The organism is Thermoanaerobacter sp. CM-CNRG TB177, assembly GCF_018588165.1.
GTDB lineage: Bacteria > Bacillota > Thermoanaerobacteria > Thermoanaerobacterales > Thermoanaerobacteraceae > Thermoanaerobacter > Thermoanaerobacter thermocopriae.
On the sequence record NZ_JAFCAC010000086.1, the window covers coordinates 1 to 16,548 of the forward strand.

Annotated in this window: 10 protein-coding genes and 5 pseudogenes; 3 read left to right on the plus strand and 12 right to left on the minus strand. The window is 32.8% G+C overall.

Going from position 1 to position 16,548, the window contains the following annotated elements; all coding sequences use genetic code 11:
* Positions 1-880: 880 nt before the first annotated feature.
* Complete coding sequence (locus tag I4N53_RS10345) at positions 881-1,540, minus strand: hypothetical protein (RefSeq protein WP_012994422.1); 660 nt, start codon at positions 1,538-1,540, stop codon at positions 881-883.
* Between the two features lie 248 nt (positions 1,541-1,788).
* On the opposite strand from I4N53_RS10345, the pseudogene I4N53_RS10350 reads away from it, so the two are divergent.
* Positions 1,789-3,323: pseudogene (locus I4N53_RS10350) on the plus strand (IS1182 family transposase).
* Here the strand turns inward: I4N53_RS10350 and I4N53_RS10355 are convergent.
* From I4N53_RS10355 to I4N53_RS10380, 6 genes and pseudogenes are all read right to left on the minus strand, one after another.
* The gene (locus I4N53_RS10355; RefSeq protein WP_012994421.1) at positions 3,269-4,120 is read right to left on the minus strand and encodes a class II fructose-bisphosphate aldolase; all 852 of its coding nucleotides are present in this window, start codon (positions 4,118-4,120) and stop codon (positions 3,269-3,271) included. The pseudogene I4N53_RS10350 and the gene I4N53_RS10355 sit on opposite strands and share 55 nt — an antisense overlap.
* A 756-nt stretch (positions 4,121-4,876) precedes the next feature.
* A pseudogene (locus I4N53_RS10360) lies at positions 4,877-5,928 on the minus strand (IS30 family transposase).
* 333 nt (positions 5,929-6,261) lie between these two features.
* Positions 6,262-6,654 carry a hypothetical protein gene (locus tag I4N53_RS10365; protein ID WP_012994420.1) on the minus strand — a complete coding sequence of 131 codons (393 nt, stop codon included), beginning with the start codon at positions 6,652-6,654 and terminating at the stop codon, positions 6,262-6,264.
* A 150-nt stretch (positions 6,655-6,804) separates the two neighbouring features.
* Positions 6,805-7,283 (minus strand): annotated as a pseudogene (locus I4N53_RS10370) (IS110 family transposase); the annotation flags it as partial.
* A gap of 106 nt (positions 7,284-7,389) precedes the next feature.
* Positions 7,390-8,670 carry a PTS sugar transporter subunit IIC gene (locus I4N53_RS10375; protein WP_214496179.1) on the minus strand — a complete coding sequence of 427 codons (1,281 nt, stop codon included), beginning with the start codon at positions 8,668-8,670 and terminating at the stop codon, positions 7,390-7,392.
* Between the two features lie 18 nt (positions 8,671-8,688).
* Positions 8,689-8,979, minus strand: coding sequence for a PTS sugar transporter subunit IIB (locus I4N53_RS10380; RefSeq protein ID WP_012994418.1), 291 nt, complete (start codon positions 8,977-8,979; stop codon positions 8,689-8,691).
* 120 nt (positions 8,980-9,099) lie between these two features.
* Between I4N53_RS10380 and I4N53_RS10385 the strand changes: the two are divergent.
* A pseudogene (locus tag I4N53_RS10385) lies at positions 9,100-9,772 on the plus strand (IS3 family transposase); the annotation flags it as partial.
* 36 nt (positions 9,773-9,808) lie between these two features.
* Here the strand turns inward: I4N53_RS10385 and istB are convergent.
* Both istB and istA read right to left on the minus strand, forming a co-directional pair.
* Positions 9,809-10,573, minus strand: a complete 765-nt coding sequence (istB, locus tag I4N53_RS10390) for an IS21-like element ISCbe3 family helper ATPase IstB (protein WP_014451263.1) — start codon at positions 10,571-10,573, stop codon at positions 9,809-9,811.
* 20 nt (positions 10,574-10,593) lie between these two features.
* Positions 10,594-11,796: an IS21 family transposase gene (istA, locus tag I4N53_RS10395; protein ID WP_214496180.1), complete on the minus strand. Its 1,203-nt coding sequence runs from the start codon at positions 11,794-11,796 to the stop codon at positions 10,594-10,596.
* 100 nt (positions 11,797-11,896) lie between these two features.
* Between istA and I4N53_RS10400 the strand changes: the two are divergent.
* Positions 11,897-12,406 (plus strand): annotated as a pseudogene (locus I4N53_RS10400) (IS3 family transposase); the annotation flags it as partial.
* Between the two features lie 424 nt (positions 12,407-12,830).
* On the opposite strand, the gene I4N53_RS10405 reads toward I4N53_RS10400, so the two are convergent.
* The 3 genes from I4N53_RS10405 to I4N53_RS10415 all read right to left on the minus strand — a co-directional run bounded on the left by I4N53_RS10405 (position 12,831) and on the right by I4N53_RS10415 (position 16,463).
* Entirely contained in the window at positions 12,831-13,850 is a 1,020-nt protein-coding gene (locus I4N53_RS10405) for a 6-phosphofructokinase (protein WP_012994417.1), read from the minus strand.
* Between the two features lie 22 nt (positions 13,851-13,872).
* Complete coding sequence (locus I4N53_RS10410; protein ID WP_050749451.1) at positions 13,873-14,112, minus strand: PTS sugar transporter subunit IIA; 240 nt, start codon at positions 14,110-14,112, stop codon at positions 13,873-13,875.
* A 203-nt stretch (positions 14,113-14,315) separates the two neighbouring features.
* Complete coding sequence (locus tag I4N53_RS10415; protein ID WP_214496215.1) at positions 14,316-16,463, minus strand: PRD domain-containing protein; 2,148 nt, start codon at positions 16,461-16,463, stop codon at positions 14,316-14,318.
* Between the last annotated feature and the right edge of the window lie 85 nt (positions 16,464-16,548).

Sequence of the window (16,548 nt, forward strand, 5' to 3'; positions counted from 1 at the left end):
TTGTTTTGTTTTCCATAATCTATTTTATCACAGGGGTTGTCTCTTGTTTTTTTTACTCAAAAAATCCTACGATAATTTTACACTATGGTATAAGACAAAGGGGATGGTTCCTTTCATCCGAAAAATTCAGACAAGAGGAACCGTCCCCTTTGTCTCAGTCCCCTTTGTCTCACTTTGTCTCATAGTATTCCTCGGAATGATTCCTTCTTTTTATTTGAGCCTATCGCCGGGCAGCAGCATTATAATAGTCTCTCTCATAATTATAGGTTTAGCAAACATAAAAAAGGCAGGTAATTAAACTACCTTTTTCTCATTTTTTTAACTAGGATTTCTATGATTTGCTTTTAACTATATCTTAAAATTATATATCCTATATACAAAAATAATAGAGAAACAAATATATCTAATATATTTGCTATATTTGCAAAAGACTTCATATCCATAGATACAATAGATTTAATAATTATAATAATGCTAAATAAGCCAATTATAGTAAATATTATTCCGACAATTTTTAACAGTCTTTTTTTTAATTCCAATTATTAAATTCTCCTAACTTCAAAAATATTTCTTATAATTATTTTAATAAAATTATACTTAAATTATACTTTAAAAACCTATAGAAAGCAATTTTACTATCTTGCCTATGCTATAAATTCAAATTCCTATACATATATAACTTAAACTAGCAATCAATATATAAAAATGCCTATTTAACAGTAGAAAATGCAATTCCTACAGCAATACATGCTATTTTTCAGTTCAATAAAAATTTTTATTTTCGGATTTAATTAATTAAAATATTTGCCTCATAACCTTTTCTATTATATAGCATAGCTATCAAGCAAAAAACTCTTAAAATGCTTTACTTATAATTATTCTATATTTCATTATAATAAAATTCATCATAATAATTTACTGTAGAAGACATTATTTGTAATACATTTTCAATTAGTATATATTGTTTTTCTACACCTGTTATAGTTACCGCTAAAGTGCGTCCACCATCTAATATTTGCGCTGAATAATCTTTTTGTTCCCATTCATAACCTGTTGGAACTGAATAACCATCATACCAAGAATCAACACTATTACATGATGTAAATTGATTCCTTTGATAATAATTATTATATACATAATCAAATTTGACTAGTATATTCAACCAAGCTGAAAAATGTACATGCTTTCGATGTATTAGTTTTCCTGAACTGTCTAATGTACTTACTATATTATTATTATTTATTTGTTCATTTGGTTCATTACGTACTTCTTTTAAATTAATAAAATTTTTGTTGTTAACTTGTCTTTCCATTAGGTATTTTTCAAATTCTTCTACACTTGAAAACTTTTGTGGTTCAATTCCTGGAGGAAGAACTTTAACGTCAGAAAGAACTATGTTATATTTTTTTTGTAATAATTCAAGTTTTGATTTCATTGTCATATCTTTTACGTTATTTAAATCATCAGCAAAAGCAAGGCTAAAAGATAAAACAGTAAGAAATAACACAACTAGAAGTAATGAAACTAACTTTTTTATCAATTTTTTCTCCTCCCTCTAATATTAAGTATTTTTTGATCAATTCTTTAGCGAATTGATTTCTTTACTTTCATTTTACAGCGATATTTTCCCAATGTCTACTATATTTTTGTATAGTTTTTACATAAAAATCAAAAAACTATACAAAAATATAGTTTCAGACTGTTGACAAAATATCGGGAACCCGTTATGATGAGAAGGGTTCCTTGTTATTTTAGTGGTATAAAGCAAAAGAGGAGAGGAGAAGGAAGATGTTAACAAAGAAACAGGATGCAAGACATCAAATAGAATTTGTAAGCATAGATCAATTAGTACCAAAAGACCACCTTTTAAGAAAGATAGAAAGAGTAATAGAATTTAGTTTCATATATGATTTAGTAAAGGACAAATATTCCGAAGATCACGGCAGACCAAGCATAGATCCAGTAGTATTGATAAAAATACTATTTATTCAATATCTTTTTGGTATACCGTCGATAAGAAGAACAATAGCAGAAATAAAAACAAACGTTGCATATAGATGGTTTTTAGGGTATGGGTTAACAGAAGAAATACCTCATTTTTCAACATTTAGCCAGAACTACATAAGAAGATTCAAAGGGACAGACATATTTGAGAAAATATTTACGAAGATTTTAGAAGAAGCAATAAGGCATGGGTTAGTAAATGCAGAGGAAGTATTCATAGATTCCACTCACGTAAAAGCAAGTGCCAATAAGAAAAAATATACAAAAGAAATAATAGAACAAGAAGCCAGGACTTATCAAGAAAAACTAGAAGAAGAAATAAACAAAGATAGAGAAGCTCATGGAAAAAAGCCATTAAAGAAAATCAAGACGATAAAGACGAAAGAAGTAAAAGTAAGCAAAACAGACCCAGATAGTGGAATGTTAAACAAAAATGAAAAAGAAAAATGTTTTGCATATTCCTTTCACACAGCATGCGATAAAAACGGATTTGTATTAGGAGTAAAAGTTGAAGCAGCGAATGTACACGACAGCGTAATGTTTGAAGAAGTACTAAAAGAAGTTGAAAATAGGGTAGGAAAACCAAAAGCAATAGCAGTAGATGCAGGATATAAAATCCGTACATATTAAAGACAATATTTGATAGAGAAATAATACCAGCAGTGCCATACACAAGACCAAAAACAAAAGACGGTTTTATGAAGAAACATGAATTTGTGTATGATGAATACTATGACTGTTACATATGCCCACAAAATGAAATACTAACATATGTTACAACTAATAGAGAAGGATATAGAGAATACAAATCAAACCCAGAAAAATGTAAAAACTGTCCTTTAAGAGAAAAGTGTACCCAAAGTAAAGACTACACAAAGAGGATATTCAGGTATATATGGGAAGGGTATGTAGAAGAAGCAGAACACTTAAGGCATACACCTTACTGTAAAGAAGTATATGAGAGAAGGAAAGAGACAATAGAGAGAGTGTTTGCGGATTTAAAGGAGAAGCATGGTTTGCGATGGACAACATTAAGAGGGAAAGAAAAATTGTCCATGCAAGCGATGCTTGTTTTTGCTGCCATGAATTTAAAGAAAATGGCCTTATGGTTATGGAGGAAGGGCAAAAGGCCCTTTGACATTTCAAAACTTTATCCATTATTTGGAGTTTTAAAGAAAATTTTATTCAGATATATACAGCCCCTGTTTTCGGGACTAAGAAAACAGGGGCTTAAATTTTGCTTTGTCAACAAACTGATAATATATTATTTTCTATTTGAACTACCTAATACATCTATTTTATGTTCGATAACCTTTTGAACGGCATAATTTGCAGGTATTAAAAGGTCTCTGCACGAATCATTAACTTTTGCTTTCCCAAAACTTTCCTTTGCAGCAGTTACCCATGCTATATTTAGCTCAGTTCCTATATTCACTTTAGATATTCCGGCTGAAATACATTTTTTTAAATCTTCTTCCGAAACACCAGTTCCTCCATGAAGCACTAGTGGAATATTTGTTACATTATAAATATCTTTCAATATATCAAACCTAAGTTTTGCTTTAGATTTATACTGTCCATGTGAAGTACCAATAGCTATTGCTAGAGCATCTATACCTGTTGCTTCTATGAATTTTACTGCATCTTGTGGACGTGTATATTTAATTTTTCCATTATTAAGAGCTACCCCTTCTTCAGTACCTCCAATAGTTCCTAGTTCTGCTTCTACTGATACACCATGTTGTGCTGCATATTTTACTACTTCTTTTGTTTTTTTTATATTTTCCTCTAGTGGAAGTGCTGAGGCATCAATCATTACTGAAGAAAATCCATTATCAACAGCTTCTTTAATCGTGTTAAAATCTTTTGCATGATCCAAATGTAAAGTAACATTAATATCAGTTTCCTTAGCTAATTCTTTTACTACAGCGCTTAACAATGAAGCCCCTATATATTTACATGTGGTTGGCGAAACTTGTAATATAATAGGTGAATTTTTAGCTTTAGCAGCTTCTATCATCGAAGGAACCATTTCAAGGCAATGAATATTAAATGCACCTACTGCAAATTTATCTCTTCTAGTATTTTTCAAAATTTCTTTTAGCGTTACATACATACTAAAACCACCTCCATATTTTTTCTGTCTCTAATTGCATCGTTAGTAAAAGACATTGGTTCATTAATTTTAATCATGTATTCATTAGCAAATTGTTCATTTCCCTCTTTTATATGTTGTTAACATTAGCAAATTATATATTTTCACAAATTGGGCATGAGCTTCGCTAGATTTAAACATTAATTTCAAACTTTCATCCCACTGTTACACAGTTTTCTCAATTTTATTACTTTTAAATTTTTAAATAAGTGGGATCTTATTAATTAATGATATGATTTCTGCACAGTTGTTTATTAACACTCTTTCTGTTTAATTAATGTTATTTCTTATAATTCTAAAATAAACACCAAAAACCTAATTTTTCTTCTGTTCGAACTTCATCAGTATTTGCAATTAAGTAAAATATTATCATTTGTCTTTCACGGTTAGCGCTACCAACCGCCGTATCAGACTTTCACCGACGAGTGAACGACCATACTGGGGACGCTAGAAGATGCTACCTCAAATTGTTTTGAGGTAGCATTTATTTACTAATAAAAAATCTTATTCATTACTACAATTGGTACGATGCAATCTTTTCTCTTATGATATTTTTTATTCTATTATTTTCAGGAGTTAATAAGCTGCTTAATGATGCGATTGGGTTGCACTATGAAAGTAGTATTGATCTTCAATATATGCTTTATTTAACTCCTTAAATTGCAATATTAAATGCGACACATTTTTTGGAAACCCGAATGATGTTGGATTTCGAAATCATGAATTTTGAAACTCAGAAGTTAGCCGTTCTATTTCCCTGAAAAAGAGCTCTGCTGGCTGGCGGTAACCAAGGATTTTTCTGGGCAAGGTATTACACCAATTCTGCGCCCGCTCAATTTGTGAAAGTGACAATTCACTGATAGCTGTTCCCTTAGGAATCAACCGCCTAACTAGACCATTGTGCCGCTCGTTAGTGGCTCGTTCCCAGGCAGAGTAAGGGTGAGCATAGTAAATATCAATTCCATGGACATTTAAATTGGCAAACTCACTACCGTTATCCGCAGTGATGCTCTTAAACACCCGAGAAAACATAAGACCATACTGGCTTTTTAGCCGCTTTAATGCCTCATCCACCGCCTCAGCAGTTTTGCTTGCCAATGGGAGGAGCAGGTGGTAGCGAGTTTTTCTTTCCGTTAGAGTCAGCAGAACATGGTCATTAGAGCGTCTTCCGAGAACCGTGTCGATTTCCCAATGACCGAACTCCTCACGCTTTTCAATGCTATCAGGCCGCTCGCTAATACTCTTGCCTAAAAGGCGCTTGTGTTTTCTCAAAGAATTCTTCTTCGGTTTACGTCTGGTCTTTATGAAAAGGTCTATATTACGGACTTTAAGTAAGCAGCGGTCGATATAGCTGTATAGGGTTTTGGTGCAAACCATGGACGAATGGTCAAAGAGCTTTTCTCGCCGAGCAGCTCCTACAACTCATCAGGGAACCATTTGTCTTGAAGTATCTTTTGCTCAGCATATCGGAGGAAGGATTCAACTTGGAGGATCTTACTTTTTCGGCCACAGAAAGAGCAATTCTTCTCATATACCGCCTGGCCAGTTTCAGGGAAGTATGCTTCATATGTAGTTAGATCTGTACGGCGTTGAGTTGTGGTGCCACGTTTTATTTCGCGGTAAATGGTGCTGCGATGACGGCCAAGTTTTTTAGCGATTTGAGATGGAGAGAATCCTTCTTTTAAAAGGACGCAAATTTTACCTCTTTCATAAGGTGTAAGGTGTTTAAAAGTACGAGGAGATGTGGTATACTCTTGAGTAAGAACCATAGCTGAAACCCTCCATATGTGTTAGTTTTTTTACCAACCAACATCCATATCGGGTTTCATGCTATGGCTCAACTATTTTTTGGTGTCGCATTTAATTTTACAATTAACCAACTGATTTTTGCTTTAGATTTATATTGACCATGAGTTGTATGTATAGCCACCACTAGTGCAACACCAGTATATTACATACAAAGTAATATGCATCTTCTGGTTTCGTATACCTCATACTGTCACCTGATACCGGTAAAATCCTATGCGCCACCTATTGTCCCTATTTCTCCTTCTACAGAATATACCTGCATTGAACTAAATTCTATACATACATTTTTAATCTTAACTCCTTCCTCGAATTACATCCTTTGATAGTTGCAGTAAACTGTCAATTTTGTCCATGTAATGTTTCAAGCTCTCGTCATCTTTTTTGTTTATGGCTTCTTTTCGTTTGATATTATATAGCTTTAGTAATTCTGTATATGCTTTACCAAGAGACTTACTTTCACTAATGCTAATTTCATAGTATTTTATAGCATCATCTATTTTATCTGCTTCAAAATATAAACTTCCAATTCTGTTTAATACTTTACTCCTCTCCTCACCTGAAACTGAATCAATAGTGTTGGTTAAATTTTTGGCTTCTTCTATTAATTCATTTTTATCTAATTTACCAGTATTTTCTCGTTTTAACGTTGAAGAAGTTTCTTTCATCTTATTTTTCTTAAAAAACATTAATATCCCCTCTTAATATTTTGTAATTAGCTCAATCAAGCTTTAAAAATCTCATTTTTTCACCGAATTTGGCTTTTTTACCTTTTTCAAATGAAGCCTTTTTAAAACAATACAACACCTCCTTTAGGCAACTCTACTTCTAAAGTTGCCTTCTATACTTATTGACCTTTTAGCTGTTTCAATGAGTTTTTCTGCTCTTTTCCTACCTGCTCTGTTATTAGTGACTTTCTTTAGCTGTTTTGCTATTTCTTCTTTGCTGTAATTATTAAGGATTATGCTGAGAAATGGACAGTTCCTCAATATTCATAAGGCTGCTTTTCCCTACAAATTCTTGAATACTTCTTTAAACTCAGGAAAGTATTCGTCTAATACGGCAACAAGTTTATTTTTGACACTGTTTAGTTTCTTTATTTAATGCCTTTGTTGCTTTTGATTTTTCTTTGGCCTCGAGTATTTCAGATACTAGACGAGTATAGCCATCTATGCTATTATTAAATGTGGAGGGTTTTACTACTTCAAGCCCTATGTGATTTATGATTCTTGCATAATGGTTCTTTCTAGCTATATCAAACCCGATAAAAATTATATCAGAACTGTGGACTAAAAAGTAGTTTTTGTACTTTGTTCATGTGTATCACCCTCCTGGTTATTGTTTTTCCTTTTCACTTACTTTTTTACCAGGAGGGTCTTATTTGCAAAGGCTATTTTAATTTATTACAGGAATGCTTCCATATACTAAAATGCTTTAAGTATTGGAGTGATAATCCATGCATATAGTAACGCTGCTGCTACAGTATCTACATCAGTTGCCGTTGTATTAATAAAGCCCATTTTATTAAAGCTTATCACTAATAATGCTGGCAACAATGTTATAAAGAATCCATGAGCTATAGTAGCAATTATAGCCCCTCTTCTACCTCCAACTGCATTAGCAAAAACACCTGCTGTACCACCAGCGAAAAAGTTTGTTAGCATTCCTGGTAATATCATGGCTAACCCAAACATAGGCAAAACGAACATTGCGATAACGCTGCCTATTGTTGTTCCTACAAAACCAATTGTTACAGCATTTGGTGCATATGGGAATAAAACTGGGCAATCGAGTGCAGGCTTAGCATCTGGTACAACTTTTAATGCAATTCCTCTAAATGCTGGAACAATTTCAGCTAACAAAAGTCTAACACCTGCTAATAACACATAAACTCCTACAATAAATTGAACTGCTTGTAAAAATGCATATACAACATAGTTGACATTTCCTGAAAGTTGAGAACCAAATTTAGCTCCTGCAAATAAAGCTGCTATAGTGTAAAGAGGTATCATAACAAGTCCAACAGAAAGGTATGTATCTTGTAAGAATTCAAATCCTTTTGGTAATTTGATATCTTCAGTTGACTTAGTTTTATCTCCGACTAATTTGGACACTCCGGCCGTAAACATATATCCAATTGTACAAAAATGTCCTAATGCAATATCATCACTGCCCGTTATTTTACGAACTATAGGTTGAGCAATGGCTGGCATTGCTACTGCAAAAATTCCTCCAACTATTCCACCAACAATTACTAATGGCACTCCGCTTAATCCAGCAAATCTTCCAAATACAGTAGTCATCGTAGCCATCCACAGTATAGCTTGCCCAGTTAAGAATATATATTTCCATTTAGTAAGCCTTGCAATGATTATATTAACAGCGAATATTGCTAAGAACGTTAGAGCAATCTCATTTCCAAGATGTAAATTATTCATTGCTTGTCCATTAATTGCTTCGATAGAAGGAACTATACCTTGCATCCTAAATCCTTTTGTAAATATTTTACCAAAATAGGTTAGTGATTCTACTATTATCCCGGACCCAGCAGATAATACTAGAAAGCCTAACAATGTTTTAAATGTTCCTGATATAACTTCTCCTACTTGTTTTCTTTGGAGAATTAACCCAATTAATGATATTAATGCAATTGTAATAGGTGCTTGTGTTAAAATATTTTTAATTATGAAATTTACTATTGCCATAGCTTTTCCCCCTTAAAATTATAATTCACATTTTTCTTTTAAAACTGGAACTAACTTTTCTTTTATTTCCTTTTTATCAACTAACCCATTTAAAGATATAATGGTAGCGCTAGTATCATATCTTCTCACTTGTTGTTCAAAGTTTTTTGCACAAATAATGATATCTGCCCCTGAACCGGCAACTGAAGTAATATCAGCATGATCTAATATCGCAGTAACATTAAGCTCCTTTAACACAGATTCGACACTCATTTGGCAAACAAAGCTACTTCCTAATCCTGCACCACAAACCACTAATATTTTTAACATCTTCTCACCTCCTTAATCTTAAACAAGCATATTATTTTTCATTGTTAAGTCCACTAACATTCTATAATGATACCAGAAAACTAGACAGACAAAAAGGCAAAAATAAGTTAGAATATAGTTATGAATAAGAGAAGAAATTTTACACCAGAACAAAAAGCAAAAATTGTATTAGAGGTATTGCGAGAAGAAAAAACGCTTAATGAAATCGCTGCTGAATATGAAATACATCCGAATATGATTAGCCGCTGGAAAGCAGAATTTCTCAATAATGCAGCAAAGGTATTTAGCAAAGAAACCGATGATTTAGAAAAGGTCAAAAAATCATATGAAAAGGAGAAGGAGGAATTGTTGAAACAAATAGGGCAGCTCTCTTATGAGAATGCCTGGCTTAAAAAAAAATCTGGTCAATTCTAAATCTCGTGAGGAACGCATGAAAATGATTGATAGGGGTGATAAAAAGCTTAGTATTAGCAGACAGGCTGAGCTCTTAAGTATTAATCGCACAAGTCTTTATTACAAGCCTGTGCCAACAAGCGATGAAGAATACATGATTAAGCGTATCATTGATGAGGTCTATACAGCCCATCCTGAATATGGATATCGCAGAATGACAACTATACTAAGGAGGGATTATGGAATTCTTATTAACCGTAAAAGGACTCGCCGTTACATGCGGGAGATGGGCATACACGGATTTTGCCCTGGACCAAATCTTAGTAAGAGATTGCATAACAAATACTTATATCCATACTTATTAAAAGGACTAAACTGTAAATGTCAATATCAAAATGAACAAAAAATCGAAAATAAAAATGTACAAAAAATAAACTTAGTTTTGCTGGTTTGTGTTGCTAAAATATACTGTTTTTGACTGCAATCTGTATGAAGGACCTTTTATGAAAATCACGTAAGAATGATGGAGTAGCCTATCCAAAATTGCATTTGCTATCGTCGCTCCACCAAATATCTCTCCCCACTCTGAAAATACAACATTAGTTGTTATTATTGTGCTGCTCTTCTCATATCTGCTTGATATCAGCTGGAAAAATAAATTCGCTCCATCATTGTCTATAGGCAAATAACCTATCTCATCTATTATTAAAACTTTGTATTTCGAAAAATGCTTAAGTCTGTACTCTAATCTGTTCTCTAACAGTGCTTTTTTTAGCTGAGCTATTAACTCTTGAAAATGTATAAAATATGTTGAATACCTTCGTTTTGCACACTCTATACCTATTGCTGTGGCTAGATGCGTTTTCCCTACCCCTGGTGTTCCGACAAATAGTATATTTTCATTACCCTCTAAAAATCTCAAACTCATTAAGTCCATTATCTGTTGCTTGTTTATACTTGGCTGAAATGAAAAATCAAAATCTTCTATACCTTTTATAAATGGGAAATTTGCCACCCTCACACATCCTAATATCGCCCTTTCTTCTTTGGCTTTTATCTCTAAATTACTAAGTTCATATAATGCATCTGTCATACTCTTTTCTCCGCTTGCCACTAAATCTAAGTATTTGTCAAGGTTATTCTTTATGTTGTGAAGACCTAACTCTTCTAAGTTGTTAAGTAGTTTCACATAGTTGCTCATTTTTAGATTTTCTCCTTTCTTTAGTTTTTCAACAGATTATCAAATTTCTTTAGGTTCTCCTCACATATCTTGTTAAGCTCTTCTTTTTGACCAACTCTCATTAGCATTAGCTGTTTGTAATCTTCATCGTGATAATTGATACTTTTTTCATCAATAACATGTATCCTTAACAGGTTTGTGTTATAATAAATATAAATTTTGTTTTCCACCTCCTTTACTTGGACTGTCTTTCCTATGTATTCGGGTGGAACAGAGTATTTACTTCCCTTGTAGTAAATCAGAGAGTCCTTTTGGACTTTAACTGACTTGTAGGAATTTAGGTAACTCTCTATTAACCTTTTGTCTGGCAAGGGTTGTAAATACTCTTTTTCTTTTTGAAACAGAAGAGCAGGTGGGACTTGAGTTGTTTGATTTGGCTGCATATTGACCTTTGCGTTTATCTCTTTTATTATCCTTACTAAGTCCTCTTCTGTTTCAAATTCACCCTGATATGGCAGTATCCAATATATAAACTTGTTTGCTGCTTCAACTTTTCCTTTTGTGTACGAATGTCTTGGTTTGCACAGTTTCACTTCAAACCCAAAGTCTTTTGCAAAACTTTTAAATCTTGAATTTACTTTAATTTTCTCACCTGTTATATCAACAACTGCTGCTGCATTGTCAAATAAAATCTCTTTAGGTACTCCGCCTATATCTTTGAATATTCTTATTAGACTTTCTATTAATTCTTCTTGAGTTTTTGTCCTGTTTATCTCAAAGCAGCAATATCTTGAATAACCTAATTTAAAATCAAGAACATTAATAACAAACTCCTCTCCATTTCTTGAGACAAGCTTTATATTCTCTTTCCAATCAACTTGCGCTTGCTCACCTGGATCTGTCTCAAATCTTGGGTGACCTTTTACTTTCTTCTCTGGCTTTAATCCTTTTTTCTTAACATACTTATTGAAATTTGAGTATGTTCCTATTGTCTCATCTTTTGATTTTAAATACTCATAAACACCCTTGACTGTAACTCCTTTGATAGCAAGCTTTGATTTTATCTCATCATAGTATTTGTCCAATTTACTTGGTTTATTTCTATTCTTAGGTTTTCCTTCATAACCCTCATAATACTTTTTTACTGTTCTTCTGTCTATCCCATATATTCTTGCAAGTTCTGAAAAGTTAGGTTTCATTTTCATCGCCCTTATCATGTTTAAATGTGCTGTTAAGTTCTGCATTTGATATCCCTCCTCACTATGAGAAAGGATATCATATCAATGTACAATTTTGTACATCCTTATATTCCACTTTCAGTACATTTTTATTTTATCATTAACACTAAACATTGATCATCCTAATCAAGTATGGTCAATAGATATAACATATTGCCGGATGAAACGAGGCTTTATGTACTTAGTAGCCATTATAGACTGGTATTCCAGGTATATTGTAGGATATGGGCTGTCTAATACACTTGAACATACATTCGTCATTGATACACTCAAAAAAGCCATAAAGCGGCATGGAGCACCAGAAATCATAAACAGTGACCAAGGTTCACAGTTTACTTGTGAAGACTATATAACCTTGCTGAAAGAAAATAGCATAAAAATATCTATGGATAGTAAAGGTAGGGCATTGGACAATCATCGTATAGAACGATTTTTCAGGAGCTACAAGTGGGAGAAGCTTTACCTAGAAGACTGCGAAACCGGGCATCAGTTAAGAAAAATAACACAAGAGTATATTGAATACTACAACAACAAGAGACCACACCAGTCGTTAGGGAATATGACGCCTGCTGAATATTACTACGGCAAATCTAGGATTCTTGTGCAAGCTGGCTAAATCTGTAGCATTTATCACATGTTCTCTGTGATGAACTTCTCATTCCGTGCCTTGGTACATCAGTGGTTACTATGGTATGTTTATGCTTGACATAGCTGTTTAACATGGTATGCATCTATGTAATAAGGCTATACACTCAAATAACTTCAGTTTATGTATCTAACTTACATTTTATATAAAATTATCTAAAGAAAGGAGGCAAAAAATCTAACTTAGATTTTTAAAAAAATTGTCTTGACAGATGGGGGCATTATATTCTATTTAGCTCTTTATCTTTATTTTTAGTTTAATTAAAATTAATCAAATCCACTTCTCCACCTCTCTATCTCTTAAATAATATTGTTGAAATATTATAATGTGATAATTTGCTTCTACATTATTTCATTGTGATAAATAAGTGCAATTTAGAAATAAATAGTTCAAATTACATAATTTCATTTCCAATTATCATTTCTTTTTCTAAAGCTATCTTTAGCAAATTATTATCAAGTTCTTTTCTATTTGATACTACCTTAGATAGCGGAACCAAAACGCACCTATGATGATTCCATCCAACCATATATCCTGATTTTCCATTCTTAATACTTTCTATTGCAAAACTGCCCATTTGTAATGCTAACAATGAATCAGCTGGATCAGGATCTCCTCCTCGTTGAAAATATCCTAACACTGAATGTCTTACCCTCATGCCTATTAGTTCTTCTATTTTTTTGCCTATTTCCATGGATATTCCTTGATCACCAGGAATATAATCTCTGGTATCATACACAGACTCTGAACAAACTATTATTACATAATCATTTTTACTTTTTAGTATTTCCTTGATCCTACTTGCAATATCTTCAGGCCGTCTAGTCATTTCAGGAATTATAACAATGTCTGCCCCACCCGCTAGTGCACCAGCTAGTGCAATGTGTCCTGACTTCCCCCCAAAAACCTCTACCATAAAAATTCTTCCGGGCATATTATGAGCTGTCTGATGCAAATTATATAATACATCTACGACTCTCTTAACTGCTGTATTATAACCAATAGTAAATTCTGTTCCATATATATCATTATCAATAGTTAATGGAATACCTAAACATGGCATGCCTTCCTCAGTTAATAATTCAGCTGCTTTAAGAGAACCATCTCCGCCACATACTATAAGTGTATCTATACCAAGTGATTTAAGACGTTTAATTATTTTTGCCCTGCCTTCTTTAGTTCTTGGTGCAGCACTTCTTGAAGTTTGTAAAATAGAATTACCACTTACATTAGCCTGCCTTAAATTAATATCTTTAAAATAAATTGGTTCTGAATTTAATATCCCATCATATCCCCCATTGAAGCCATATATTTCAATATCGTTATTTTTGCTGATCATACCGAATAATACAGAATTAATACCTGGCGCATCTCCTCCACTAACTATGACAGCAATTCTTTTAATAGGTTTCATCTCCACAATCGCTCCTCCCGGTTTAATCCTCGTTTTTATCTTTTAATAAAGGTAATATATCCTCTGCAGGGTTAGCATTTCTTAAAATTTCAACTTTTTCTTTGTCATTAAACAAATTCACAAGTGTTGATAAAGCTTTACTATGTAAATAATTATCAATAGCACCTAAGCTAATTACAACACTTACAGGAACATTATCTTTGTTTCCAAAATCCATATAATTGACAATTTTATCAAACTCATGCCCAATTTGATTACTCAATCACTTAAGAGAAAGATATAAAACTAGCCGATCCACCAGCAGGAATAACATATAGGCATTTAGGGACGATGGAGCACAATTTTAACAGAGATAAATTTGCCAATAAACTTGGCGCTGCCATCATTTAGCATCTCTTTAATGCAATCAGACTCATGCCTATTTCTTAGCGCCTGCACCAGGTCTTACAAATAGCTTCTTTTACATCAATCAAGTTCTTCTCCTCCTTCTTTGTTAGATCTTATATAATTAAATATTTCATCTTGAGAACTTGAATTTAATAAAGTAGAAATAAACCTTTCATCCCCCAAAAGCTCCACCAATTCAGACAATGCTTTAAGGTGTGAAGAATGGTCTATGGCACATAAACATACTACAATTTTTACTGGATCGTTTTCTTTATTGCCAAAGTTAACAGGATTTTTTAGTGTAATTAAGCTCATGCCTATTTTTTTTGCACCTGCTTCTGGTCTTGCGTGAGGCATTGCTATTCCTGGTGCAATGACAATATAAGGGCCTATCTCTTTTACAGTGTTTATCATTGCATCAATATATCTTGGCTCAATTGCTCCGCTTTTCTCTAATAACTCACCTCCTATCCTCACTGCTTCTTCCCAATCTTTTGCTTCAACATTTAGTTTTATAGTCTCCTTCGTCAAAAGGTCTTTTAACACTGGTTGTACAACTCCTCTCGCATTTTCATATGATGCTTTATTTAAAAATTTTGATAAATCTTCCATCAATTTTTCACGATTGTTTATGACACAATGCTTTTCTATTATTTTTATCAAATCGTCAATAACTGTATGTTGCACCTTAGGTTTAATAATAAGACTTTTTAATAATTCTATGTCTTTTTCTGTAAGAAGGGGATTTACTTCAATAGCTTTAATACCTTCATAAGGAATCGGGACAGTAGATACTATTAAATCTATATCTTTTTCTTTCAATATTTCTTTTACCTGATGGTATGCAACAGTATCTACTATATTTACATCAAAAACTGATTGTAATCTCGAAGAAAGAAGTTTCGCCGTACCTATTCCTGTACCACATACGACGAGTATATTAAGCTTTGGTGCTTTAGCAATGTTTAGCTTTTCAATCGCAGCGCCAAAATGTATTGTAAAATAACCTATTTCTTCGTCATTTAATTCTTTGCCTGTATAATCTTCTAAAGGTTTTAGACTTTCTTTTACTATCTCAAACAATTTTCTATAATTTGCCTTAATTTCATCCAAAATAGGATTTTTTAATTTAAGGCCGTGTCTTAACCGGTATACTGTCGGTCTTAAATGGTCTAAAAGCCCTTCAAAAAGCTGCCTATCTCCTGACAAATCTTGATTTATTTTGCTGCTAACATTCCTAATAATTTTTTCTGTTAATAGCTGATACTCAACCCAATTTTCATTAGCGTAAGGTCGCGTTTTTGTAACATTGCTTCCTAGAAGATGGACTGTAATATATCCAATTTCATCATGTGGAATAGAAACCTTAAAATGGTCCTCCAACATTTTTGCAATATTTGATGCTACAGCAAACTCTTTTGTAATTTCTAAAGCTTTTAATTCTTCTTTTGGCATAATTATGTCTTTCCCAAGTTGTATCCTTTTAATTGCTATTGCTATGTGTATTACAAGGCCAGAAAATGCAGCATCAGAAAAAACCGTTTCCAGTTCTCTTTCTGCTATTTGTATACATTCTTCGATATAAGGTATGTCTATATCTTCAAACAGCTTGGTAATTTGTTTATCAATTCCTACACTAGAACGAGTATAAATCGGAGATTTTACAATATCCAGCGCCTTATTAACGTCAATTACCTCCGTTAGAAGTTCTATCGCGGCTCGTCTTAATTGTTTTTCATCCCCCACAACTTTGATTCCATATTTCGGTACAGACTTTAACTGAAGTCCATGACGTGTAAGCCACTCTCTTACATCTTTTAAATCTTTTATAATGGTACTTCTTGACACCATCAATTTATCTGCAATGCTATTGATAGTGATGTAGTCTTTTTGCTGTATAAGTTCACTTAATATGATATTTACTCTTTCTTTTTGAGATAAGTTGTAATAATAAATATTAAGATTATCAAGAAGAGATAAAACTTTATTTCTGTGTTCCAATAGTTCAGAAAATTTCACACCTACATTCGGTTTTCGCATCAATTGTGGCAAATTATTGTACTTTAAAAACTCATCGATTGTATCAAGGTCATATCTTATAGTTCTACTGCTTACATTGAATATTTTTGCAAGGTCAGAAATTTTAATAGGCGCATTAGAATTGATAAGTTTAACAAGAATTTGAGTACATCTTTCATTGAGTGTGATAATTATCACCTCTTTTATTTCAAATTATACTTTATTTCTACGATAATGAAAAGCTTAACATTTTGCAATTTAAATGTGGCAAAAGTAAACTAAATAAAAAAAT

Excerpts from the sequence above, each read along its gene's own strand:
- I4N53_RS10355 (WP_012994421.1), bottom strand. The coding sequence starts at position 4,120 with ATGTATGTAACGCTAAAAGAAATTTTGAAAAATACTAGAAGAGATAAA.
- I4N53_RS10365 (WP_012994420.1), bottom strand. The coding sequence starts at position 6,654 with ATGTTTTTTAAGAAAAATAAGATGAAAGAAACTTCTTCAACGTTAAAA.
- I4N53_RS10375 (WP_214496179.1), bottom strand. The coding sequence starts at position 8,670 with ATGGCAATAGTAAATTTCATAATTAAAAATATTTTAACACAAGCACCT.
- I4N53_RS10380 (WP_012994418.1), bottom strand. The coding sequence starts at position 8,979 with ATGTTAAAAATATTAGTGGTTTGTGGTGCAGGATTAGGAAGTAGCTTT.
- istB (WP_014451263.1), bottom strand. The coding sequence starts at position 10,573 with ATGAGCAACTATGTGAAACTACTTAACAACTTAGAAGAGTTAGGTCTT.
- istA (WP_214496180.1), bottom strand. The coding sequence starts at position 11,796 with ATGCAGAACTTAACAGCACATTTAAACATGATAAGGGCGATGAAAATG.
- I4N53_RS10405 (WP_012994417.1), bottom strand. The coding sequence starts at position 13,850 with ATGAAACCTATTAAAAGAATTGCTGTCATAGTTAGTGGAGGAGATGCG.